Annotated in this window: 17 protein-coding genes and 2 pseudogenes; 8 read left to right on the top strand and 11 right to left on the bottom strand. The window is 60.2% G+C overall.

The annotated features are described in order from the left end of the window. Positions 1-946: 946 nt before the first annotated feature. Positions 947-1,158, top strand: a pseudogene (locus HU230_RS40005) (sarcosine oxidase subunit beta); the annotation flags it as partial. Between the two features lie 542 nt (positions 1,159-1,700). Here HU230_RS40005 and HU230_RS40000 read toward each other — a convergent pair. Beyond that, positions 1,701-2,210 carry a hypothetical protein gene (locus HU230_RS40000; protein WP_224924216.1) on the bottom strand — a complete coding sequence of 170 codons (510 nt, stop codon included), beginning with the start codon at positions 2,208-2,210 and terminating at the stop codon, positions 1,701-1,703. A 1,141-nt stretch (positions 2,211-3,351) separates the two neighbouring features. Here HU230_RS40000 and HU230_RS39995 point away from each other — a divergent pair. Further along, positions 3,352-4,935, top strand: a complete 1,584-nt coding sequence (locus tag HU230_RS39995) for a carbohydrate porin (protein WP_176396264.1) — start codon at positions 3,352-3,354, stop codon at positions 4,933-4,935. A gap of 671 nt (positions 4,936-5,606) precedes the next feature. Here the strand turns inward: HU230_RS39995 and HU230_RS39985 are convergent. The 3 genes from HU230_RS39985 to HU230_RS39975 form a co-directional block, all read right to left on the bottom strand. Continuing rightward, a protein-coding gene (locus HU230_RS39985; RefSeq protein ID WP_176528729.1) for an IS630 family transposase occupies positions 5,607-6,558 on the bottom strand; the annotation gives its coding sequence in 2 pieces (ribosomal slippage) (positions 5,607-6,219 and positions 6,218-6,558; 954 coding nt in all). Between the two features lie 418 nt (positions 6,559-6,976). After that, a complete protein-coding gene (locus HU230_RS39980; RefSeq protein WP_176529012.1) occupies positions 6,977-8,203 on the bottom strand; it encodes an IS91 family transposase in 1,227 nt (408 codons plus the stop codon). Positions 8,204-8,223: 20 nt separating this feature from the next. Further along, entirely contained in the window at positions 8,224-9,084 is an 861-nt protein-coding gene (locus HU230_RS39975; RefSeq protein ID WP_029085027.1) for a tyrosine-type recombinase/integrase, read from the bottom strand. A gap of 310 nt (positions 9,085-9,394) precedes the next feature. On the opposite strand from HU230_RS39975, the gene HU230_RS44220 reads away from it, so the two are divergent. From HU230_RS44220 to HU230_RS39965, 3 genes are all read left to right on the top strand, one after another. Beyond that, positions 9,395-10,303: a S10 family serine carboxypeptidase-like protein gene (locus HU230_RS44220; RefSeq protein ID WP_371821708.1), complete on the top strand. Its 909-nt coding sequence runs from the start codon at positions 9,395-9,397 to the stop codon at positions 10,301-10,303. Positions 10,304-10,320: 17 nt separating this feature from the next. Then, positions 10,321-10,854, top strand: a complete 534-nt coding sequence (locus HU230_RS44215) for a hypothetical protein (protein WP_371821709.1) — start codon at positions 10,321-10,323, stop codon at positions 10,852-10,854. 159 nt (positions 10,855-11,013) lie between these two features. After that, a complete protein-coding gene (locus HU230_RS39965) occupies positions 11,014-11,250 on the top strand; it encodes a hypothetical protein (protein ID WP_173643990.1) in 237 nt (78 codons plus the stop codon). Positions 11,251-12,322: 1,072 nt separating this feature from the next. On the opposite strand, the gene HU230_RS39960 is transcribed toward HU230_RS39965, so the two are convergent. The 4 genes from HU230_RS39960 to HU230_RS39945 all read right to left on the bottom strand — a co-directional run bounded on the left by HU230_RS39960 (position 12,323) and on the right by HU230_RS39945 (position 16,909). Beyond that, positions 12,323-13,309: a pectinesterase family protein gene (locus HU230_RS39960; protein WP_176533566.1), complete on the bottom strand. Its 987-nt coding sequence runs from the start codon at positions 13,307-13,309 to the stop codon at positions 12,323-12,325. 261 nt (positions 13,310-13,570) lie between these two features. Next, positions 13,571-14,860 carry a glycoside hydrolase family 28 protein gene (locus HU230_RS39955; protein ID WP_173643992.1) on the bottom strand — a complete coding sequence of 430 codons (1,290 nt, stop codon included), beginning with the start codon at positions 14,858-14,860 and terminating at the stop codon, positions 13,571-13,573. Positions 14,861-15,758: 898 nt separating this feature from the next. Further along, complete coding sequence (locus HU230_RS39950; protein ID WP_173643993.1) at positions 15,759-16,175, bottom strand: hypothetical protein; 417 nt, start codon at positions 16,173-16,175, stop codon at positions 15,759-15,761. Positions 16,176-16,705: 530 nt separating this feature from the next. Continuing rightward, positions 16,706-16,909, bottom strand: coding sequence for a hypothetical protein (locus HU230_RS39945; RefSeq protein ID WP_173643994.1), 204 nt, complete (start codon positions 16,907-16,909; stop codon positions 16,706-16,708). A gap of 449 nt (positions 16,910-17,358) precedes the next feature. On the opposite strand from HU230_RS39945, the gene HU230_RS39940 reads away from it, so the two are divergent. Further along, positions 17,359-17,760, top strand: a complete 402-nt coding sequence (locus HU230_RS39940) for a hypothetical protein (RefSeq protein WP_173643995.1) — start codon at positions 17,359-17,361, stop codon at positions 17,758-17,760. Positions 17,761-18,183: 423 nt separating this feature from the next. Here the strand turns inward: HU230_RS39940 and HU230_RS39935 are convergent, their stop codons facing one another. The 3 genes and pseudogenes from HU230_RS39935 to HU230_RS39925 form a co-directional block, all read right to left on the bottom strand. Further along, positions 18,184-19,875, bottom strand: coding sequence for an oleate hydratase (locus tag HU230_RS39935; RefSeq protein ID WP_476727277.1), 1,692 nt, complete (start codon positions 19,873-19,875; stop codon positions 18,184-18,186). Positions 19,876-19,918: 43 nt separating this feature from the next. After that, positions 19,919-20,677, bottom strand: a complete 759-nt coding sequence (locus tag HU230_RS39930) for a glucose 1-dehydrogenase (protein ID WP_166071941.1) — start codon at positions 20,675-20,677, stop codon at positions 19,919-19,921. Positions 20,678-22,064: 1,387 nt separating this feature from the next. Next, positions 22,065-22,184: pseudogene (locus HU230_RS39925) on the bottom strand (ATP-binding protein); the annotation flags it as partial. A 384-nt stretch (positions 22,185-22,568) separates the two neighbouring features. Between HU230_RS39925 and HU230_RS39920 the strand changes: the two are divergent. Together HU230_RS39920 and HU230_RS39915 are read left to right on the top strand one after the other, a co-directional pair. Next, positions 22,569-22,721: a hypothetical protein gene (locus HU230_RS39920; protein ID WP_224497196.1), complete on the top strand. Its 153-nt coding sequence runs from the start codon at positions 22,569-22,571 to the stop codon at positions 22,719-22,721. Continuing rightward, complete coding sequence (locus tag HU230_RS39915; RefSeq protein WP_176529005.1) at positions 22,696-24,798, top strand: recombinase family protein; 2,103 nt, start codon at positions 22,696-22,698, stop codon at positions 24,796-24,798. The genes HU230_RS39920 and HU230_RS39915 overlap by 26 nt, the downstream gene beginning before the upstream one ends.

The following is a 24,798-nucleotide window of genomic DNA, read 5'->3' as shown; positions in this document are numbered from 1 at the left end:
ACTATCCGATGGCACGTGAACCAAATCCGTAACGCGCCGAAGATGGGACGAGTCCGAGCTACGGCTGCAGACACGAGTCAGCTTGCAACCGTTCACACGCATACTAAAGACTTTCAATTCACGCGGCGGTGAACGGCCTTACTATGGGAACTCCAGTCAATTGCGAACAATATCTAGCACTCGGAGGACAGCATAAATGAGGATTGCCCAAGTCCCAGCGCAAAACAACACGGCAGCACGCCACGTGTTGGCCCTGAATCGATTTCGCCATTTGATGAGCTCGGATGCGTAACCATTGAAGCAACGACCGCGGACGACACCGATCATCTGGCCGTAGCTGTCAAACCGGAATTGGGAACGATGTTTTCGGATGTAATTGATCCTCTCTTGAGGCGATAGACACCAAGTCCATATGTCAAGAGCTGAAGCTGCCTGCTGCTCGAGATGTGGCGTCCCGCGCAGTCTACTGCGATGATAACCTACTCCCGAAGCCTTGCTATATGCTCTGTTTGCGGCGCGCACGTCGTCGAAGTCTGTAAATCTAAATTGCATTATCGGATCGAGCCTGCTTTGGTCATGTTTCGCTGGCGACGCTACAATATGACCTTACGTCAGCTTCAAGCCAAATTTGACCTACCAGCCCTCTGAGGCTCCCCTCGACGTCTTGATGAGCCATGAGCGCTACGCGGGGGATGGTGAGCGATCACCGCTGTCACGATCGCCAACTGATGTTCGTCGTGAGCTCGCGTCTCTCTGACAAGTTTGCGACCAACTGACCCGAAATCCCCGATCTTGGCGATTGTGCCAACCGCGCGGCATACTCGCTCAGTGCGGAGACGCTTCAATTGTCTGAAGAATTTAATCGTAGAACCTTCTTGCAACGGACAATGGCTCCCGATGGACTCGCAACGGCCGCTCCGTCCAGGGATAGCGGCTTGACATCGTAGGCAATGTTGGTCGTAACGCGACGATTGCTCGCTCGAACTACCTACTGCCCGGCAACAATCCCTTCTATGAGCCATGAACTGGGAGCAGGACTTCAACTTAAACGCCATGGTCTCAGCGTGGCGCGTTGGATCGCTTCCATTCCGACGCTCAGCGCGACGCTTATACGCGGCGCGCAAAGCCATGCGGCTACACGGCGTCGATGCCAACCTTTGGACCCAGACGCAGCGGTGATCTCCACCGACAGGCTGTGCTGCGATGGGTCGCGCGCAAGGCCAGGATCGTCGTGCAACGCGGACTCTCTATACGGAAGATTCACGCGAGCCCGCGGGAGACGCGTCCGCGCCCCGGCCGGCGACGGGCTGCCCTGCGAGTTGCCTGGCCCGTGAGATGACCCCGGCATCCTTAGCGCTCTTAGCTTCCGCTGAAAGTCCGTTGGACCCCCACGGTGCTAACCAGTCAAAATCACTGTGCAGAGCCACTAGGATAGTCCAGGTTCGGCGTTGCTCGGGCCCATCATTCAGATCGACAGGCGTTTCGGTTCGGACTTACGGCGGAGGCCGTCCGTAGCGGATCTTCTCGCTGTGATCGCGAAGATCCGGCTGCACTGACGAGACATGTGATGGACGGGGCCAATCCATATCCGGTTTGGGTCGAGGCGGCGCGAGCCAGCTTGACGCGGCGCTCGGCGCGGGCCCCGCCCCGGCGGTGGCGAGGCGGTGAGACCGCGATACGGAGGCGACCGGTCTGTGGTGTCAGCGCTCGCCGATCGGTCCTGCGATCAAAGGCGCGCCTCCGACCGAAACAGGACCCTGTGGTTTTGAGCGTCCGATGCGTTTCTTGACGGAGCTCAAGACCGCTTTGTCTGGCGGCAAAGTAGCAGCGGAAGGAGCAGATGGACCAGGCGCCGGAATCTGCAAGGTGTCGATTCGCGAAGTCAGTGTGGTGAGCTGATCCAAGATCGCTTGGAGGTCGCCCCGCTGGGCCTCGATGTGGCGGGTGAGCTCTGCGATGTCATCGCTCAGCTTCTGCTGCGTCCCCTGTGTCTCGGTCAGGGATGCCCTGTCCTCCGGTGACAGAACCATCGTTGAACCGACTTGCCCAGCGGCAGGCGTTTCGACGAACTCTGCGAGGCTCGATGCAAAATGGGCTGCCGCCGCACCCAGGCCGACGAAGATAACAAGAAACATCAAACCCCAGCGAATGCGCCCTAACGAGCTGTGCAAGAGCGGCCGCAAGTCCGAGGCGGCAGCTTGATCTGTCATCTCCATGGTTCCACGCGCGACTTCCCCGACCCAATAGGCCGCTCGTTGCTGCAATAGCCTGCGATGCTGACGGGCTGCAGCCGCCCGCGCCCCCCGGGCACCATCATTCTTCGCAACCTCTGATTGTTTGCCCTTCGGCTCCAATGTGGGCTCTTTTTCAGCGCAAAAGACCCCCTAGCGGGGATCTCCTGCATCCTACCGTCGGCAGCGGCGTACTGCTTCGCGTCTTTGCGAGCAACGGGGCACCATTTTCTCACGATTCACAAGATCCTTGCAGATTTTCTCACCCTGCTGCGGCCGAATACGAACCGCGCCAACTCGCCGGAGTGCGTTGTGACGGAAACTCAGCCCTGCCAGCTAGCCACCTCAGCACTGGGCGCCATGCCATTGGACCGGCAGCCATTGCAACTACCAATCTCGGCAGGTTGATCGAGACGATGGACAGCTGGCAAGCGTGGCCATCGAACGCCCCACGGGTCATTTTTCAAGGAACTCGGAATGCACCATAGATCTGGCCGCGCTAATGGAGCTGACGGATTCGCCAACTGCCCTGCGGCAGCGATCAAAGCTGCTCGAATGCTATTTTCTCCGTTCTCCTGCGCCAGCTCGCAGAACACTCTGCCACGATCGCCGGGGGCACAGACGGCAACATTTTCCAGACCTCGCGCCCGTCGATTGCCTCGTCTTTCGGTGACCGAGCTGCCAACAAAGCTTCATGATGCCTGCCCTCGTCACCGGCGGGGTTGCTTTTCGGTGACTACCATTTCGTCGAGAATGACGTCTTCAAGCACGATGTTCGGCACCATAAGACTCCTCTGCGGCATCACGGAGCACGGTCGCTCGCGATGTCTTGCTGGCAAGGACAGCTGAAGCTCGTTCGTCATCATCACCTCATCGAGCCAGCACGCCGCTCGCGCTCGCGCCACGCATGATGCACAAGCTACGTGCAGGCCAGATCAGCCCTCCCCGGGTGACGAGGTTCGGGACGGTTAAAGCCGGTCCCGCTGGGGACATACGACACCTTTTGCTTTTAGAGGTCACCATAGCCTTCAGACTCCAAAGGCTGGGAAGTCCGCTTCTCGGGCAATCAGGCCGAAGCTCGATCCATTCACGGCTCGCAGATAGGGACGCGAAGTACATTATGCGCGATCGCATTGTTTCGGCGATAACGTCTCGAACATCTTCGGCTACGGCGGCACTTGCATACAGCTCGAAGCGACGGGGCCGGGTTGTCGCACTTCCGCTGGCGGCTTGTCTGGTCGGCAATTCAGTTCTGGCAAAAGCCGCTAACGAGCTTGATCTCAACAGAGATACTGCAGATCAGGTCACCAAAAGAAGCCGCAGCACCGCTCCCGATCGGAAGACAAGGCTCTCCATCCGCTTGATCAGTAAGGCATCCGGACCCCGTGCCGCGGCGCCGGCAAATGGTCCCAGCATGCCTCTCAAAACGAGCGGCAGTGCCGATCGGGCTACCCAGACGAGAACACAAGCGGCGATCGACCCTTTCGCGCGTTTCGAAAATCTACGAGAAAAGGGGTTGTGGCTCGCCATACCTGGGCCTTCCGATACGATAGATCAGGACAAGGGCGGCGCCAGATCGGCGCTGGCGGACATCGGCATCGGGTATATCGGCTGGACGCACAACAGCTTTGCAGACAACCAGCTGCCGAATGCAGCCAGAAGCAGCTTCGCAAACCAGCTCTATATGGGACAGAATCCGACATTTGCCACGGCGAACTTCATGATCGTCACCTACGATCTCAGCCGCTTCGGTATTGCTGATGGTCAAATTGCCGTGGGGGCCGAGCAGCAATACTGGACATGGAAGCGCCCGGGGCCTGATCGAGTAGGACTCAACACGCTCGCTTACTACCAAACTTTCCTCGACAGGACACTCGAACTCAAGTTTGGCTATCTTAGAAATCAGAACGAATTCACCGGCACATTGTTCGGAGGAATTTCAGGATCAAACATGTTCGCCCTTTTCCAAGCAGGGATGAGCACCAACGCGGCGCCGACCCCCGCCCTCAACCTGAAGTACAATTTCGATGATCGCTGGTACAACAAAGTCTCCGTGCAGCGCTCAATCAGTCCAGATGGACCCTATGCGCATGTAACCGAGAATCCCAGCGGCGTGAACTGGAGCACAGCAAACGCGGGCATTCTTTTCATCGACGAGATTGGCTACAAGAGTAAGGCCGCTCCCGGCGTGCCTGACACGTGGTTGCGGGCAGGCGCTGGTTTCAGCAACAGCCGCTACAAGAATGTAGCGGACCCGGACCGGCAAAGGCATAGCGGCAATAGTTTTCACTACATCGCCGCGGACCGGCAGCTCTGGCAGAGTGACGTCCAGGGGGCACCATCTCGTGGTATCTATGGCGGATTCTCTCTCATGGGAGCACCGCCCGACCTCAACAGAATCAGCCAGTACTACGAGCTTCGCCTTTATGCGAAGGGACCTTTTGATAGTCGGCCCAGTGATCTGATGGCTCTCGTTGCCACCAACACCGTCTGGAGCAAGTTTGCGGTGGATGCTGCTTTCGCCAAGGGCGAGCTCGTGCATCGCGATACAACAGCAATCACGGGAACATACACTGCGTATCTCGCGCCCGGAATATATGCGAGCATCGGCCTGTCATACATCCATAACCCGACGAGCATCACACACACGCCCCAAACGGAGCACGCCCTCGACCTATTGGTGTCTACGTTGATATTCTTCTAGATCATCGCAAGCCTCGTTTTGCTCCTACCTTTTCATGGAGCATGCGACAGCGAGCTTCTCGATTGCGATTCCGATGATTTCGCCTGGCTGTACCGATTTGATCTCGCCCAGGATTCCGAGATGATCTCGCCCATCGCCCGGGGCGCGAGGCGTTCTGGCTGTTTGGTTTGTGGTATCGGCGAAGCCGCGAGGTCAATCTAGAATCGCGGCTCGAAGGATTTGGTTTTTTTGCTGCTCCTGCTGTGGGCAGGTGGGCAACGCCCTTCGCGTTGTCCACGCGCGGCGGCATGTCCACGGAGCCACTCGCTCAGGCCTTTCGGCCGGGCTTGCGGGTTCGCCGCAGGCTCTCGACGCCGGGGGGCCGCAGATCGGCAGGTTGGCGTGGTGGGCGGTCCAGCCGCCTTCGACCAGCATTGCCTGAAGGCTGCGGTCCAGACCGCGCGGAGTGCGATAGTCGATGTCCTCGACGGCGGCCTGCTGCCGCAGCTTGGCGATGTCGACGAAGGGCGTTGGCCATGCCGTGAAGGCCGAGCGCGTTGAGCTGATCAGGGGTCGAACCGCCAACCGGGCGATTGGCGATGGTCGGGCATACGATCTGCACCCGCCGACGGTGGCAACTGCTGACTCTGGTAGGTTTGTTGTTCCCACGCATGAGCTAGAGCAGATTCTGATCAGACACGGTCATAACCGGCTGCGGCGAAGAAGTTCAGGCACTCTTGGGCGGTGAAGGCGGTCAGGGCGGTGGCAATAGCGTTGTCCAAAGCCTCGATTGATCTGGCGGCGGCCTTTCGAAGTGCGGCTTTGAGCTTGGCGAAGGCCATTTCGATCGGATTGAGGTCGGGCGAATAAGGCGGCAAATAGAGGAGCTGGGCGCCCACGGCATCGATTGCGATGCCGACCTCGGCGCGCTTGTGTGCTGCGAGATTGTCCATCACCACGATGTCGCCGGGCCTGAGTGTCGGCACGAGGACTTGCGTCACGTAAGCCTCGAACGCCAGACCATCCATGGGACCGTCAAGGACCATCGGCGCAGTCATGCCGGTCGCTCTGAGCGCGCCGACGAAGGTCGTCGTCTTCCAATGACCATGCGGGAGCGCTGCGACACAGCGCTGGCCGTACGGCGAGCGGCCATAGCGCCGCGCCATCTTGGTCGAGGCTCCCGTCTCGTCGATAAACACCAACCGATGGATGCCGATCTCAGGCTGAGATGCCTTCCACGCCGCGCGTTCAGCGGCCACGTCCGGCCGATCCTGCTCGCTGGCGTGCGATGTTTTTTTTGAACGTGATGTTGCGGCGATCGAAGAATCGCCAGACCACGCTCGGCACGAAACGCTCGCCGTGGACTTTGAGGAGATGGTCAGCGATCTCGGCCAGCGTCATGTCAGGCGTAGCCTTGACCAGGGAGAGGATCTCCGCAGCATGACCCTCGATCCGAGCTGAACGTCTGTCTCCGCCCTGCGCTCCCGCCTCACAAGCGCCGGTGCTGCGCCATTCGTTGACCAGTTCGATCGCTGTCGATGGCGCTACGCCGAACCGGCCGGCGGCGCCCCGACAGCTCATGCCTTCCTCTTCCACAGCCCGAATAATGCGAAGGCGAAGGTCCGGCGAGAGCGGCTTAGCCATGGGGGCTGGCCTCCATCACCAGCCCTCAGGGTGAATCACGATTTGCCTCACAAGGGAATCTGGAGGGTTCTGTGAGGTCGCGCTCACGCGAGGGCGCGGCAGGCGCTTATGACGCGACCTCATTGAAGCCGGATTGAACGAAGGCGCGGGAGGCTATTCGCGGTTTTGCAGCTATGGGGATTGTTCGAGATCGCCATGCCCGATCTGCTGGCTCGGCGCGTGAGGCAGAGACACAGGAGTGCGCATCCTGGAAGAGTTGAGATCAGACGCGCTTCGCCTGAGATCGCGATAGGCCTTTTGCTGCATCGGACGGTTGTTGTCGCGCAGTGTGACAGCACGGATTCGACATCGTCCGCGATGATCGAGACGCTGGGAGCGAAATGACGAATGATGATCGTCGTGCACGACATGACTTGGCTCACGATGTGTCGCATCGGAACGGTGATGTTCGAGGGCTGGGGCGTCTGAAGCTATGTCGAAAGCGCTCAATGATGCGCATGACGCCACCACAATCGGGACAGGCAGGAACCTCGGCCCGGGTTTGAGCCTCCGAATCCACAGGCGACGGCTGGCCATCGTTTGGGGCTGTTCGCTCATGATCGAGAAGTTCGCGGCAAAGGGCGAGCTTGGCAGCGCGATGGCGGTTGGCCATGAAGCCGAAGTGGCGGATGCGGTGGAAGCCGTCAGGCAGCGTATGAAGCAGGAAACGGCGAATGAACTCATCGGGCTTGAGATTCATGATCTTTGTCGCGCTGTTTTGGCGATAGTCCTTCCATGAGAAGGCGACATGATCGTCGTCGAGTGCGACGAGCCGGCTGTTGGCGATCGCGACGCGATGGGTGTAGCGGCCGAGATAGGCCAGGACCTGTGCGGGTCCGCCGAAGGGCCGCTTGGCGTAAACAACCCAGTTGATGCGTCGCATGGCGTCGAGGTGGGCCGCAAAGGCAGCCGGCTCGGCCAGAGCTCCGAGATCGCCGAAGAAACGGAAGGCACCGGAGTTGAAGGCTGCCGACAGACGTTTGAGAAAAAGTGTGCGAAATAGTCTGGACAACGGTTTGACGGCCAGGAAGAAGTTCGGTCGGCAAGCGGTCCAGCGCGCGCCATCGGGCGAGAGGCCGCCACCCGGAACGACGCAATGGACGTGGGGATGATGCATCAGCGTCTGTCCCCAGGTGTGGAGGACGGCGACGCCGCCGATCGCACCGCCGAGCCGGCGTGGATTGGCGGCGAGCGTCGTCATCGCCTCGGCGGCAGCCTTGAACAGGATGGCATAGACGACGGCCTTGTTCTGGAAAGCGATCGCGGCGATCGGTGCGGGAAGTGTAAAGACGACGTGGAAATAGGGAACCGGAAGCAGGTCGGCTTGACGCGCGGCGAGCCACGCGGCTCGGGCTCTCCCCTGACACTTCGGACAGTGCCGATTGCGGCAGGAATTATAGGCAACGCGTGTCGTGCCGCAGTCGTCGCAAGCCTGCATGTGGCCGCCGAGCGCCTCGGTCCGGCACGCAACGATCGCGCTCATCACGCGCCGCTCGACCCGCCCCAGATGACCGGCATGTACACGGCGATAGGCGTCGCCATGCCGGCACAGAATATCGGCAATCTCGATGGCGGGCCTGTTGGAGCGGATGTCGGAGCGGGTCATGACCCGCATCCCGCTGCGGGTCATCCAGGTGGCGTCACCTCCAGCGACAGGCGATCGAGCGGGCTCTGCGTCGCTCGGATCGTATCGGTGGCGACCTGCGTGTAGCGCGCTGTCGACGACAAATTATTGTGCCCGAGCAAGACCTGGATGATCCGGATATCGGTTCCGTTCTCGAGAAGATGTGTCGCGAAGCTGTGGCGCAGCGTGTGCAGCGTGACGCGCTTGGTCAGGCCCGCAGCCTTCACCGCCGACCGGCAGGCGGCATGCAGCACGGTCTGATCGATCGGATGATCTTCGTCACGACCAGGGAACAGATAAAGCCGCGGCCGGGCGAGCCGCCAGTAGGTGCGCAGGATGCCCAGCAGCTGGGGCGACAGCATCACGTTGCGATCCTTCGCGCCCTTGCCGTGGCGCACCTGGATGACGCCGCGGGCGCTGTCGATGTCTTCGATCCGCAGTCCCGCAACCTCCGAGGCCCTGAGCCCGGCCGCATAGGCGGTGGTGAGCGCGGCGCGGCTCTTCAGGCTCGATACCGCTTCAAGAAACTGAACCACTTCGTCGGCGCTGAGAACGACCGGCAGCTTGCGCGGTTCTCGCGCATAGGGAATGCGCTCTGGGATGAGCGCCTCGCCGAGCGTGACGCCGTAGAAAAACCGTAGCGCACAGACGATCTGGTTCAGCGCCGGCCATGAGATGCCGGTCGAGACCAAATGCACCTGGAAGGCGCGGACGTCTTCCAGCTCTAACCGGTCAGGCGATCGGCCAAAATAGCGGCTGAACTTCGAAACCGCGCTGATGTAGGATCTTTGCGTCGCCGGCGACAGATTGCGGACGGTCATGTCTTCGATCATGCGGCGGCGAAGAGGGCTCAAATCGGCCATCTCGATACTCCTGTCTGAGGGGGTGGGCTCCAACACCCACATCCTCTCAGCCAGGAGGCGATCTATGCCACCTTGCCCCCTACGCCGCGGCAGCGGCTTAGTTCAATCCCTTCCGATTCCGCCAGGTCAGAAAATGCTCTAGTGACTAGACCGTTTTTGACAGACACGCCTCGCGCACCAACAGAGCAAGCCTTGCACAGGAGAACCTCTATGTCGTCGACCGCACTGCGCAGCACCTCTCTTGCGTTGATCCTGTTTGCTTGCGGGATCATGGGGAGCGTGCGGGCAGACGATCTGCCACCGCGCGCTAATGCCACGACGCCGGCCGGCCAGAAGGGCGGCCCCGGCGAACACGCCGGCCAAGCGCCGAAGTACGCCGTCGGCGGCCGAGCAGCATCGCCTGCCGCCGGACTCCAGCACCAGGCAAACGCTTGATCTCCCTAGGCGGACGCTCTCTTTCATCGCGACGGGCGGCTCCATCCGCCTGTTCGACGAGAAGGGTGAACCGGAGGCCGACATCGCCTATACGTCCTATCAGCTTGACGGCGCCGATCGCGGCACGCGCCCGGTAACGTTCTTCTTCAACGGCGGACCGGGCTCATCATCGGCCTGGCTGCAGCTTGGCAATGCCGGACCGTGGCGGCTACCGATCAATGCTGACGAGGTCACGCCATCCACTTTTCCGGAGGTGAGGCCAAACGCGGAGACTTGGCTAGATTTCACCGATTTGGTGTTTCTCGACCCCGTGGGCACAAGCTATAGCCGTTTCGTGGGGACCGGCGATGATGTGCGCAAGCGGCTCTTTTCCGTTGACGGCGACGTCAACGCGCTCGCGCTGGTGGTCCGCCGCTGGCTCGAAAAGCATGACCGGCTGTTGTCGCCGAAATACATCGTGGGTGAAAGCTATGGGGGTATTCTCGGGCCAAAGGTTGTGCACCAGTTGCAGATGCGGCAGGGCATAGGCGTCAAGGGCCTTATAATGGTCTCGCCACTCTTCGACTACGGCCAGTATGCCCGCACTTGCCTGCTGCAATACATCGCAACACTGCCGAGCTATGTCGCGACCCTGCTCGCGCCCCTGCGTGAAGCCGAGGGTCCGGTAAAGCGAGCCGATCTCGCCGACGTGGAAGCTTATGCACGCGGAGAGTTTTCTGGTCGACCTCATCAAAGGCGGACAAGGAAGCGACCACGCGTCTGGCCGACAAGGTCGCGGCGCTGACCGGCATCGATCAGGCGGTGAGTCGCAGGCTCGCGGGCCGGTTTGAGCTCGCCGAGCTTCGCCGTGAGTTCGATCGTAAGAACGGCAAGTTAATCGGCAATTATGACGCCTCAGTGCGTGGGCTCGATCCGTATCCGGACTCGGATTTCCATCTTTCCGGCGATCCCTCCAGCGACACGCTGCTCGCACCTCTCAGCAGCGCCACTGTCGATCTCCTTACGCGCAAGCTAAACTGGCGGCCGGACGGCTCCTATGAGCTAGTCAACGGCGCGGTCGGGCAGGCTTGGGATTTCGGCCGGCGGGCCTCCGGAGTCGCTGTCGGAGCTGCGCCAGATTCTCGCAACGGACCCGAAGATGCAATTGCTAGTCGGGCACGGCTGTTTGCCCTCGTCACGCCTTATCTCGGATCACAGATCGTGCTCGACCAATTGCCGCCATTTGCCTCAGCACCGCGCGTCAAACTCGTCGTCTTTCCAGGCGGTCACATGTTCTATTCACGAGATGGCTCGCGCCACGCGTTTCGTGCAGAGGCCGAAGCGATTATGAAGTAACCATGACCACCGCGAACTAGGTCACAAGCATGCTCGCGTTCGCACGAGCATAGTTATGATCTCTCAACGAGATCCGGGCACCGGCTTCAATCGGCGCGAGACTCGGCTACGATCATCGTGAATCAAGCAATTGGGTGGGAATTTATGTGTCGAGTAAGCTTGGACTCGATTCTGGTCTGCCAGACCTTCCCGCTCTACCTGTCGCGCGGCGGTTTCGGTCAGGATTTGAGGATTGGCCTCAGGCTGCCGCCGATCGGCATCTTTTTCTATGTCGTCGCCGGCCGTACGCACCTCGTGCCGTGGATGATGGGACAGACAGGCGAAGCCGTCGACGGCAGGGGCATGGCTGGTAGGTCCATGGTATCCGTAAATCCACGGTCGCGATCCAGCTGCTGACGATGGTTCTCCCGCGTTCCTGGCAGCGCTGCGCCTCCTGCGCCAGACGAATTCGAAAAGCGAGCCAATCGCGCCTGCCGTTCTCACGCACGCGCTCGCTCAAATGGCGCGGGTCGGTCGCCGCATTTTTGATGTTGCCTTCGCTGAGATTGCCTGCCGCTAACTCTTTGATGAGCGCCTCGTCCGCCGCGTCGACCCCGCGCGTCCGGCCGGCTGCCTCGCGTAATGAATGCGAAGCTTCGTTGAAGAAACCTCTGACAGCCCGCGTCTCGCGAGGGTTTTTTACTCCTGCTCCCGCCAAGGGCTTTGCCGCCCCCGATCTGATGCGTGACCACAGTCCGCGGATTTTTCCGCTCTTGGCGTGAACCGCAGCGTCTGAGTCCGGCAAGCTGTAGCGTTCGCTGCTGAACGGGTCATCCCGCAAACTGGACTGCGGCGCTAGGGCGAAGCTTCAAGCTGAAAGCGGGGAATGTCCACGCTCGCCCGCCCACCGCTGAGCGCGCCGCCTCTAGAACCAAGGTGTGGCGGCATCCGCATCGAACCGCCGATATCGCCTCGGCTGATCCGTCCACGGCCCTCTGCGACAGCCCGATCCGGCGAAGGCGAGCTTGCGGGGGTCCCCTCCGTCGAATCAACCTGCAAATCCTCCATCCGCCGCTCAAAGTTGCTTTGCTGGCTTGCGTTGCCTGCTCGCGCCTGTTGCGCGGCGTACTCCTCGATTCAAGCGCCCGAATTGAAGAAGGGGTCGGTTGGATCCATCCGTTCTCCTTGCGATGGTACAGGGCTTGCGCAATCCGCACGCCTTACAAGGCCGCAAGCGGCAGCCGTTCGGCGGCCGTTGGATTCTGGAGAATACGGGATTCAGCTTTCGAAAGCTGACAAGAATTAGGAATTCGCAGCCGGCAATGTCGATCGCTTTGCTTTCCTTCTTAAAGGAGGCAACAAGAATCTGGCGCGCTACGATGGCCGCCCCTGCCCGAATGCGAGTTGCTGTGGACGAGCCGCCCGAGCGCAACGAGGCTCGGGTCAAAGGGTTTGAAAACCCTCCACTTCCCGAGCGTTCGTCTAATTTTTATCTTGAAGGTTCGCTGGACAGCCAATCTGTCGCGCCCCCGAAGAACGCTTTCAGCGACCATTTCGCGGCTTCGCTGTCAGTCAATTGATGAGAATGAGGCTCGCGGCCTGCGGGATTGGCCCCGATGCTGGAGGATTTGTATTCGGCATAGTAGGCCGTCCTGAACGTATCCGTCTTGCCGGGGGCCCATTCGCGCCAGCCTTCCGCAATGACCGGCGCATCGATCTTCGTCGACAGGAAGATCACTGTGGCATAGGGGCGCCAAGCGCGGCCAAGCGCAACATAGCGCGCACCAGGCTCGGCAGTCAGCCTGCACTGATCGAACACAAAGGCACTGTCCTCGCCCGGCGCTCTTTTGCTCTGCGCCGTATACACAACCGCTTGATTTGCGATGCCGTGCAACTCACAGCGCCTGAAATAGGCCTTCGCATTGCCAAAAACGAAGTCGACATGCCCCTCGATGTAGCAATCAGAGAAGTACTGCCGCGACATTCGACCGTTAGGGCCCTTACCGGCGAACAATGTATCCTGGGCGCCAAGCAGGCGAACATGGATGATTGCGTCCCGGTCGCCGGTCACCGATAGAGCCACGGCCTGCGAAGCTGGATTGTCCCCCTTGAGGGAATAGTCGTTTTGGACCGTCAGATTGTCGAGCCGGAAGTCATCGCCCGAGGCGTTGAGCGTCGCAGAACGGGCCGTCCCTCCCACGTTGATTGCGCCATCGCCGTACACGATGATCGTATCATCCGGCTTTTTGCCGGTACCTTTGAGATGAACACCAGGTTTGAGGACTTTGACCTTTTCGCGATAGATGCCAGGCTCGATCTGGATATCCCCGCCTTGCGGTGGCAGTGCGTCAATGGCTGCCTGCACGGAGTGATAGGCCGTCTCTCCGGCGTGCGACACAAAAAGCAACTGAGTATCGGCTGCCGAGATAGAGCAACATTCCGCGAGAGCCGCAGCGGATAGCGCGATCATTCGCATGTGACCTTCTCCATCCGATCCGCTGCGCGCTCGATGATCGATACAAACAGCCGCAGCGCAACAGCAGCCGAACCTTGCCAACGCAGCGAGTATGCCGCCGGGCGCGATTTCCAGAGCGGCTGACCGCGACAAGGCTTGTCGGAAAGCTTGGCAAGAACGTGAGCGCTATGAAACGACCCGGGGCGCAACGCCACTCAATCTCAACCGCATTGACACGAAACCTGACCCGCCGGACACGAAGTTGTTGTGGTTACGCATTAACTAGTTCCGGAAGGCCTTTGCACATTGCTCCCACCCGCCCGGCCCCCTCTCTCCAGCCCAGCCGGGCAGCGGCGGCGACACTTCAGAATGATCGGCGGTTACATTGGCGTTTTCCAGCCGCCAAGTCGCAGACTCGGCAAACCGAACATCCTCCAGCGTCACGTCAAGTGCATGCTTGCCGTCTACACCGCGCATCAGCAGCGTACCGTTGTCGCCGCGCACATGGCGGAGAGCGATCTGGCGATAGACTGGAATGTTGAAGCCTTGTGCGTGTGGATTGTACTTTGTATCGAAGGCGATCGGCCATCGGTTGCCGCGCAGACACACGTTCTCATAAGTCACTCGCTCCACCAAGCCGCCTCGACTGACATCGCTCTTGATGCGCAGGCCGGATGTCGTGCCATCCAGCGTCAGGTCGCGCACCAATATGTCGCTGGCGCCGGAGTTCACTTCGCTGCCGATCGACATTCCATGTCCCCAGCCGAAGTAATTGTCGATGATGGAGATATGACGGCTTGGGCCATTGTCGCCGGCTTTGATGGCCACGTTATCGTCTCCAGTGCGGATAAAGCTGCGGGTGATGGTCACATCCTGGCTGGCGCCAGGGTCGATGCCGTCGGTGTTGCGGGCCTCGGCCGGCGCATCGATCGTGAGCCCCCAAAAGGTGGCACCTTCGACCCTGTTCATCACGACGTGGAAATTGGGCGCATTGCGTAGCGTGACACCATAGAACGTGATGTCCTGCGCCTGATCGATCTGGATCAAACGCGGGGCGTTCTGATTGCCGCTCTCAGTCTGGGCGCGGCGGGCCAACTGCCACCAAGTTTCGGTGCTGCCGGCCATGGCTGCTCCACCCTGGCCATCGATGGTGCCGTCGCCATAAATGCCGCCGCCACGCGTCTCGGAAAAGCTGATGAACGGACGGCAACCATCGCCCTTGCCTGCGATCCGTCCACAATGGCGCCGGCCTTTGTCATAGAGAGCTGGTTCGGCTATGGCGACAAGCGTGGCGCCACGTCCGATCCATAAGGTGACGCCTGATTTCATCCCGAGCGGGCCCGAGAAGTACTGGCCACGGCCCAGATAGACCGCCGCGCCGGCGGGGCAATGGTCGATGGCGTCTTGCAACCTGGCCGTATCGTTTGTGCCAGACGGCACCGGGCGGTCGCAGACCGTGTGAGGTGCAACAGGTTCGGCAACAATGCGGCGGTCCTGCGCCTTGGCCACAGGGCAGAAAGCCATGAAAGCAACGAAGGACAATAAGCCCCAGTTGCGGAAACGCTTTGTCATCGACTACCTCGAGCTTTGCCGCCCGCATCCTTGCAGCATGCTTTGTGTGAAGCTGAGCGCTGGCTGGATCGGCCGTAGCGCGGCTCACTGGCATGGGCAAGATGACATTTATAAGACGCAGAGGAGGCGTGAACCTTGCAACCCGGCGACAGCACCTTGCTTGTGAGCGAACAAAGATGAGCCGGTCAAAACGGCTGATCCCAACACTTGTCACGCGCGTGAGCGTTCGTGGCTTGGCTTCTCGCCACTTGCACTTGTGCGCGAATTCTTGCGCTCTACACCGCTCAGCCATTGCACCAAGCCAAGCCCCTGTTGCGAAGACCCGGTTGGCAGCCTACTTCCAGCTGTCGCTCGGTCGGACGCTGCCCCCAGCATCCGCTCGCAGGTTAGCGGGATCCAAGACAGGCTCCAATTGACGTGGTCGCACGTTATGCTCTCCGACCTCCTGCGCACGTGCGCTGAAGTGTCCCAGAGCAGATCGATGAGCCGTCTTCACGCTTCGGCGTTTGCTCGAGCTCTGTCAATTCTGCTTGGTACCTGGCCACATCCGATCGCGCGCGAAGGAGCTTGACTTTGATCTCGTCTCGTCGCCTCGATTCCTCTTCAAGCCGCCAATTATCCTCGATCGGCTCAATGGTCATTTACGTACGGTCTCCGATCTGCAGATGACTACAATCCTCAAAGCCTCGGACTGTCGATCTCCGGCGCAGGTGGACCTTTGCCAGAACGACTTGAGGCACTGTTCACAGCAAGTTGCTCGAATTGTGCGTAGCAGGTTCTATTGTCAGCTTGAGACCACTGTCAGGAAGTTGACACGACACACTCTTAGAAACTTCGCTGCAAAATATCGGCACGCGGTTCGGCCAGAGGCCGCGTGACAAGTTAAAGCTGCGCCGCGTCATGCTCTACGTCGATTAGACCCGCCTTTCCCGCGGCGACGCCGCGACCTTTGACGGTGACTATGGGGAGGAATAAGTGATTTTGCCGCATCCATGACCGGTTGCGCGGTGACTTCGCTGGATGGGGGATCGATGGTTGATCGAGGCCGCTCGCTCTGATCGGCGACGGCCTTTTCGAGCGCGGAGAGGAATTGCCGGCCCTCTTCCGTGATTTCCCAGCCAAGAGTATCGCGAAAGACAAACCCGGCCGAGAAGATATTCAGGTCAGGTGCGCGTTCGGCCAGCCGCTTCATGCGATCGGTCCAGTCACGGCCGCTGCTCATCAGGATTTCAACGGCGTGCCTTATGTCGGCAACGGAGGCCAGCCCGGCAGATTGGCCGGCCAGCACTTTCAGGACGGTCAGCTGGAAGGACACTTCCACCTCTCCGGTGGGCCGGGTGTGCAGTTTCCGGTGCAATGGATCAAGCATAGGGGCGCAACGTCAATATCATAGCGCGGTTAACCTCAACTATATTGACTAACCGCGAGCGCGACGGCCCAGATTTACCTCGCCGCGGGGCGTCAAGGTCAACGCGCGAGCCCGTTTGCCTCAAGACGTGAAAGGCCTCGGGCGTCAGCGTAGCTGATATTGCTCTCCGGCCGCAACGCCGCGGGCCAGTATGGGCCTACCTGGCGGACCCAAGCTGTGCGCGCCCCTTCATCAGCCACAGCATCACTATCGATCGGCAGCACAGCCGACGGCATCGCTGCCTGCGCCGATCTTTGCGCGGTGTGCACCTTGACCTACGGGGTACGATGAGCGCCCAGTTCAGACCGTTCTTAGCTCACTGACAAAGGAGTATCTCGCCATGCCCACAACACACCTCGCCGGAAAAGCCTCAATTTCCTGCGGCGCGGGTCGAGCGGCGGTTTTACGAGACTGGACTAAGCTGTTAGTATAGCCTGCTACACATCGTGACGCTCCAAAGGAGAAAGTGGCAGGCAAAAGCGCCGCGCGCTCGCGACAGGCAAACCGAATGCATGCGCAATCGCGAAACGGAATATGCAGATGGCCGATTCCGAGAGCCGGATGGGGAGACGGACGTTGATGACCTCGCCACGGGGCTTCGCCTGCTCGATCCCGACTTCGAGAATCCAGGATATCGACATGGACGGCGTCGTTCGGATTGAACGGCCGGGCGTCGCCCCCAACATCAACCAAGCGTCCGCGCCATACCCGTGAGCCGCCCCGCCCAAACGGCAGGTTATCGTTCCCGCGCCATCGCGATGGATGCGAGCGTGATGGCGGCCAATGCCAGCCGCAATCACGGCAAAGCGCATCGACGTGCGACCGCACCACCTTTGGCGGCACCGTCGATCTACGCAGTCAGCGCTCGTCCTCAACGAGGTTGCCGCGATTCTCAGCCTCTGAACCGGGGATGGGTGAACATTCCAGCAAGTGGCGCCTAGAATGCGCAATTTGCGGCGCGATCACGCCGTACCAAAAGAGGTAGGTATGACATGTTGGAGGGTGTGGTACCTTCTGAAGGTTGATGATCGGAACTGAGCAGCGAACAACTCAGGTGTTACAAATCCTCTTTTAGGCTAGGAGACGTCGAATGAACGCGAATACAACCGAAGACGAGAAACGCGAACGGCGGCCACGTCCAGAGCCCGGACTGACCCAACTGACCGGCGCCGCAGCCGATGGCGCTGGAGAACCTGCAGCAGTGGCATCACGCATTCCGTCAATTTTTCCGGAATGGCAAAAATCGATCGAATCGACAAGGCACCTGTACGCCGCGGCATTAAAGGATGGATTAAGTTTGGCTGCTTCCTCTCTGCACGAACAAGCAAGCTTTCTGAGAAATCTTGCCGACTCTAAAACTCCCTCAGAGCTACTGAAGTGCCATCTGGACCTCGCGGAGAAATTCTGGTCGAAGTCGTTCAGCGAAGGCTCGAAAATATTGGATCATCTCAAACCATCGCCATCCTCTGCGGTAAGGCAAGGAACCCACTAAGCTTGAGAAATGAGGCCCCGACCGCACTCTGCTTTATCCGCAGCCGGGGCTGCACGTCCCCGACCGGCGACGTTATGGATACTGCATCTCGGCGCGTCCTGAGAAAACCTCCTTCCGCCACCTGGTCGATTTGGAGTTCAGGTGACACATCGAACGCGAGTGTCAAGCAGACGGTCGGCGCCAGCATTATGTGCGGGCACGATTGTTGCGGCTTCCATTACCAGCCATGTTATGAATTGCGGCCCGAGAACAGTTCCGCCTTCGCGTGTGTCGCCTTCGACACTCGACGAAGGGCTTGCCCCTTGCAATTCACACTCGTACGGGCCGTGGAGAACGAGCTCTCCAGCTGCACAAGACAGGCGAACGCACAAAGCCCTCACTGAGCAGTCTTGCCGGGTTCGGTAGCGCCGATATTCTTCAGCATTAGGTCGCGCAAGAGCGCCGGTCCGGGAATTCGGATTTCCTTGCCGTCGCGCAGTCTGCCGATTGCCGCAAGCAGCTTGCGGATATCATAGGTCGAATTGAACACCTCTGGCACACCACGTTCGACGTTGAGGAGCGTGTAGACGGCCTCCATCGCCGTGCGCACTGATATTCGGTCGTGAAGACGCAATCGCGCTCCGCCGACTCAGCGAACTGGCCGATGAAGGCAAAATTGATAGCGCCTTTGGGCACAACATTTGGTCGATCACCCGCCTGCCGCGGCATGAAGAGAGAGGTGACGTAGGGCATCATCACCGGCACAGTTTTTGCGGCCATCGCGGCGAGTCCCGGTATGTCCTCGACCGGCACGCCGAGGTTATGCAACCATTCCTGCGTGATTTCCTCGCCCGTGCAATCTTGCATCGGCTTGTTCACGTAGTCGCCAGGCTCGTCGACGAAAAGTGAGTAGACCCAGACGACGATCTGATTACTGGGCTGGTACTTGAAATGCGGTTGACGGTTTACAGTCCAACTGAGCAGCCAGTTCGAATCCTTCGCCGTGACGATCCCTCCCGTGACGACCTTGCCGCTGAACGGATCGCGTTTGGCGATCTTGCGGATATAGGCTGGAATGCGCGCATCTAGAGTCGTGATCGTCGCCGATTGCCATTTGGTTGCAGGAATATTGCCGCCGAAGACATCCGGGCGGCCGAACGCCGCGTCCTTGGCCGCAATACGCCGCCACAGATCCCAAGCAGGCGCCGGGCCTTCGTCGAGCCTGGAGGGCGTGTGATGGTCTGCCTTGTCCGAGTTTTCGGTGAGCGACCCGATCGTCATGAATACAAGATCGTCGGCGCCAAGGCCGATGCCGCCGGCGACGCCGCCCTCCAGCCAGTGGATAGCCGTGGCCTGCTTGCATCCCGCCTTTATGTCGAAATCGACATCAGTGACTTCGACGTCGTAGCGGAAGTTGACGCCCTGCTCCAACAGCCATTTGCACAACGGTAGAACCAGCGATTCATACTGATTGTACCTGGTAAACTTCAGCGCGCTGAAATGGCCCCCGATATGATGGATGAACCGATCCAGATAAAGCTTCATCTCCAGGGCAGAATGCCACTTCGCAAAGGCGAACATCGTCCACCAATAGAGCCAAAAATTGCTGCTGAAAAACTCTTTCCCGAACACTTCGTCGATACGACTGTCCTCCATCTCCTCACGGGAGGCAAGAAAGACGGCGATCAATTCCTTTTCCGCCTTTTCGCTCAGAGTGAAAAGGCCGTCGGTGTGCGCGTCCTGTCCCTGGTTCACCGTCGACCGTTGCAGCGAGTAGTTCGGATCATCCTTGCTCAACCAGTAGAATTCGTCGAGCACGCTGGCACCTTCAGTTTCCAGCGAAGGGATCGACCGGAACAAGTCCCATAGGCACTCGAAATGATCCTCCATCTCGCGACCTCCCCGGACCACGAAGCCCCTTCCTAGGTGTTGGTTACCGTCGAGAGCCCCACCCGGTATCTTCAGCCGTTCGAGGATGGTGATCCGGTCGCCACGCATATGGCCATCGCGGATCAGGAAGGCCGCACCGGAAAGCGCCGCCAGGCCCGCACCGACGAACCACGCAGTCTTGTTGTCCACACCTTCGGGTTTGCGAGGGCGGGCAAAGGCTTCGTAATTTCCGCTACCGTAGTACATCGCAACATTCTATCCGACTAGATTGGACATTCAGTCAGGTTAATCAAAAGAGGTTCTCGGGCGCCAGGCATTTGCGCGGGACGCCGACCGTCAGACCTCCATCGATGACGACCTCCGAACCGGTAAGGTAGCTGGACTCGTCGCTGAGGAGGAACAAGACGACCTGCGATACTTCCTGCGGCTCGGCTGCCCGCCCGAGTGGAACGGGGAAAAGGGAGGACTCGAAGCTCTCGGTCATCGGGGTGGCAATGAAGCCGGGATGGATCGAGTTGATGCGGACTCCCGAGGCCGCGGCTTCCAGTGCAGCGGACTTGGTTATGCCCCGCACGCCGAACTTCGAAGCGACATAGGCGTGGAGTCCGGCACTGCCCCGCAGCCCCTCGACGGACGAGACGTTGACGATCGAACCTCCGCCCGCGCGCCGGATGGCCGGTAGGGCTGCCTGCATTCCGAGGAATACGCCGGTTAGATTGACGGCAAGGGTCTTGTTCCACTGATCGAGCGAGAACTGCTCAATAGGGGCTATGTTGGCGATCGCGGCGTTGTTGACCAGCCCGTGGAGCGCGCCGAAGCGCCCTTCGGCGCTTGCGACCGCCTCGGCCCACTGCTTCGGCTGGGTAACGTCCTGAGGCATATAGATGGTCGAATTGCCAAGTTGAGCCGCGAGAGCCTCTCCTTCTGTATGAAGAATATCAGTGATCACGACCCTGGCCCCCTCAGCCACCAGCAGGCGCGCATTAGCTGCCCCCATTCCGCGAGCCCCGCCGGTCACCAGAATGACCTTGTCGTTCACACGTCCCATAGTCGTCGACCCGTTCCGTTGATCAATGGCGGTGCAGCGTCTTCCAGACGTCGAAGAGGAACGCGAGGGTCATCCGTTATGACGCGCGAGGTGTCGAGAATGTGCGGAATGCTCTGTGCGAATCGCGGGTGCCTTCTTATCGACACGTCCATGCTAAGCGGACCAACCATTGATGCGCTGTTGGCGGCGGACAGAAGTTAGCGGCGACGTGACGCAGGTGCCCGCGTGAGTCATGCACAGGCACTGTCCCTCGTCGATATCACGCGCCGCTAACCTCAAGTGGCCAGCCACGGCCTCAAGCTGCGATGGTGGCCATGTCCAGGGGAGGGCGCCCCTGGGCATATCCAAGGTCTGCATTCTTCGTGCCAAAAAATGGTCCAGAGTTCGCATTGTTTTGTGTGGGTTTTGTTCTCTTTCCGACTTGCGAACGTCGTGATGTTTGCACCCGGCCCTATTTACAGCGGCTTCATGTCGATCGTGGCGCCCCCGCAAGCATCGGCAGCGCAGGCACGTTTTGCTGCCAGTTTCGACACGATGAAAGACCTGGATTAACCGTCATCGGCGCTGCGTGGCCCCGTTGCATCCCTGCACGTCTGAGCTCGCTCAGCTGTGTCCGGTCGATGACATGCATGTGGGGAACTGCAATCGAGGCGCAAACAGCTGTTCGGGGACCGCGGGTTGAAAGCGCAGCGTTTTGTCTCTGTTCAAGCGGAATGCCGGTACGATGGTTTGGCACGCTGGTTGCTGACGCATGTATGGCTCGGCTGCTCATATGCTCGCGCAACCTCCATGGGACAGCAAAGCCTCTTCGAAGCGCAAACTAGCGCGGGTGGCCCTTCCACCCGCCCGCGCGCTTTTCCGCAGGCCGCCCGTGGAGAGTATGCTATGAAAAGGCTTTGGAGAACGCGCAACCGGCACCGTACTTGCCGCGCTGGCAAAGCTTGAAGCGAGTAGGCCAACACCGCGGCTGCATCCAGAACGGAAGCTCTCCGCCATCACGCGGATGCGCGCGTCAAAGCTACGCCCAGCAATCTCGGTCGACGGTCCCGCTGTCAATTTCCGGAAATCAAGCGGTCGAAGTGTTAGAAGAGCGCGAGATCACCGCATATCACGAGGCGGCGCATGCGGTGATTGCTCGCGCACTCGTGCGGATTCCGATGATCTCGCCCGGGTGTACCGATTTGATCTCGCCCAGGATTCCGAGATGATCTCGCCCACCATTCCGATTTGATGTCGGCCGGGGCGCGAGGCGTTCTGGCTGTCTGGTTTCTGGCATCGGCGAAGCCGCGTGGTCAATCTTGAATCGCGGCTCGAAGGACTTGTTTTTTGCTGCTCCTGCTGTGGGCATGTGGGCAACGCCCTTCGCGTTGTCCACAGGGCCACGGGCTCAGGCCTTTCGGCCGGGCTTACGGGTTCGCCGCAGGCTCTCGCCGTTGAGATCGATCCGGTGGGCGTTATGGACCAGGCGGTCGAGAACGGCGTCGGCATAGGTGGGATCGCCGAACACGGCAGAGTACCCCTATTCTTGAACGGGTCGTGTCTCACGTCACGATCACTGACCCGCATCATTTCCTATTTGGGCACCGGCTTGAGGTGCTGAAGGAGCGGTCGGGACGCGGTCCCGCCTACGTTGTTGTCGCGCTGCCGGACGGACGGCGGCGGGGGGTTCGGATCGCGTCGACGGATCTTACCGAGACGTCGATCGCTTTCCGCCCGAACGCGGCCGACCTGCCGCGCATCAGTGTACGGACGCTGATCCCATTGATGCAACATTTGAGCGCGAGTCTGAGCCTTCTCGACGAGAAGGTGATTCGCGATGACCCACCGACCGCTCCCAGGTCGCGTTGCGTATCGACCCCTGCCAACGTTGGCAAATCCATCCGGCCGTCCGATGGCCGACATTCCGCGCCTCTGGCCGAATCTGTCGACCGCGACGCAAACCCAGATTGCTCAAACGATCGCCGCGCTGATGCGGCGAATGCAAGCGATCCCCGGCACGCCCGGAAGGGGACTGGGTCGTGCTGATCAGCTCGACCGTCGCTGACGAGCGGCTCACGACGGCTCACCGAGCCAAGTTGGCCTATGTCTACGTGCGGCAGTCATCCGTGAACCAGGTGCGCCAGCATCAGGAGAGCACCGAGCTGCAGTACCGCCTTGTCGATCGCGCCATCGGTCTGGGCTGGCCGCCCGAGCGCGTCCAGGTGATTGACGAGGATCTGGGCAAATCCGGTGCTGGCGGCGTGGACCGTCATGGTTTCCAGAAGCTCATTGCCGAGATCGGCCTTGGCAACGCCGGTCTCGTGGTGAGTCTCGACGCTTCGCGCTTGGCCCGCAATAACCGGGACTGGCATCAGCTTCTCGAACTGTGCTCGGTATTTGGCGTGCTGATTGCGGATGGCGAGCGGCTTTACGATCCGCGCGCCTATCACGACCGCCTGCTGTTGGGCCTGTCCGGCATCATGAGCGAGGCGGAGCTGCATCAGCTTCGGATGCGCCTTCACCAAGGGGAACGGCAGAAGGCGGCGCGGGGCGAACTGCGGCTGCCGCTGCCGGCCGGGCTCGCCTACGATCGAGCGGGCACAATTGTTCTCAATCCGGATGAGGAGGTGCGCGCCCGTCTTCATCTCGTGTTTGCTAAATTCCGGGAACTGCAAAGTGCGCGCCGTGTGATGCGCTACTTGGACAGGAATGGATTGTCCTTGCCGGTTCGGCCGCTGCTTGGACCTTCTCCACACGAGATCGTCTGGCGTGCGCCAGATAGCACACGCGTCCTTAATATCCTTCAGAATCCGGCCTATGCTGGGGCGTATGTTTATGGCCGCCGGCAAAAGGACCCGAGCCGATGCCGGCGGGGATCGCTGACGGGAACGGTCAAGGTAGCGATCGCGGATTGGGCGGTTTGCCTCCACGCCGCTCACCCAGGCTATATCAGCTGGGAGGAGTTCATGGCCAACCAGGGGCGATTGGCAGATAACGTCTGCCGCTATGAGGCAGGTCACTCTGGCGTACCGCGCAAGGGGGCAGCCCTGTTACAAGGAATTGCGGTCTGCGGTCGTTGTGGACGGCGCATGAGCATGCGCTACACGGGCCCGAATGCCGACTATCCGGTCTATTGCTGCCGCTCGGATCGGGACCAGCAAGGCAGTGCAATGTGCCAGGAAGTCCGGGCCTTGGCGGTTGACGCGCTGGTCGAGCGGATAGTCCTCGACGCCCTGGTGCCGGATCAGATTGAGATCGCACTCGCAGCCGCGGGCCAACTGGAGCAGGAGAGCCGTCAGCTCGAGCGCCAGTGGGCGCTTCGCGTGGAGCGCGCCCGCTACGAGGCCGAGCGCGCTCGGCGCCAGTATGACGCCGTAGAGCCCGAGAACCGTCTTGTGGCGCGCTCACTTGAGCGGGCTTGGGAAGAGAGGCTGCGTGTCGCAGAGGCGGTCGAGCAGGAGCATGCGCGTTGGCGCGGGCAAGAGCCGCTTCTGATTGGCCCGGCGGAATGCGCAGGGCTACAAGCGCTCGGCGAGAACCTGCCGCGGATTTGGAACGCGGCCACCACGTCGGCAGCCGATCGCAAGCGCATTCTGCGATTTGTGATCCGCGAAGTCGTTCTTGATCAGAAGCGGACCCGAGGTCAGGTGTGGCTCAAGATCGTCTGGCAGACCGGTGCAACCAGCGAGCATCACGTGCAACGGCGCGTTCAGACATACCGTGATTACATCGACATTGATCGGTTGCGGCAACGGATCGTCGAGTTGAATGCTGAACACAAAATGGATGCCGAGATCGCGGCAATACTCAATCAGGAAGGCTTCGTCGCGGCTCGAGGCTGCGCCTTCAAAGGCGAGAATGTCTGGCTGTTGCGTACCCGCTGGGGCATTCCCACCGTCAAAATCAACGGCGTGGACAAGAATCCGATGCGCTGGCCCGATGGAAGCTTCTCAATTCAGGGCGCAGCGGCTGAGCTTGGAGTGACCCCGCAGACGGTGTTCGATTATCTCGCGCGGGAATTGCTGGCAGGTCGTCAGTTAGCCAAAGGCCAGCCATGGCAGATCGAGCTCTCAGACGACCAAATCCGTCAGCTTCGCAATCGGGTACGACGCACCAAGCGTTCGAAGAAGGAGGCATCATGA

This window comes from Bradyrhizobium quebecense (genome assembly GCF_013373795.3).
Taxonomy (GTDB): Bacteria; Pseudomonadota; Alphaproteobacteria; order Rhizobiales; family Xanthobacteraceae; genus Bradyrhizobium; species Bradyrhizobium quebecense.
The sequence above is the reverse complement of the archived record's forward strand: the minus strand, read 5'-3'. Positions and strand labels throughout refer to the sequence as shown.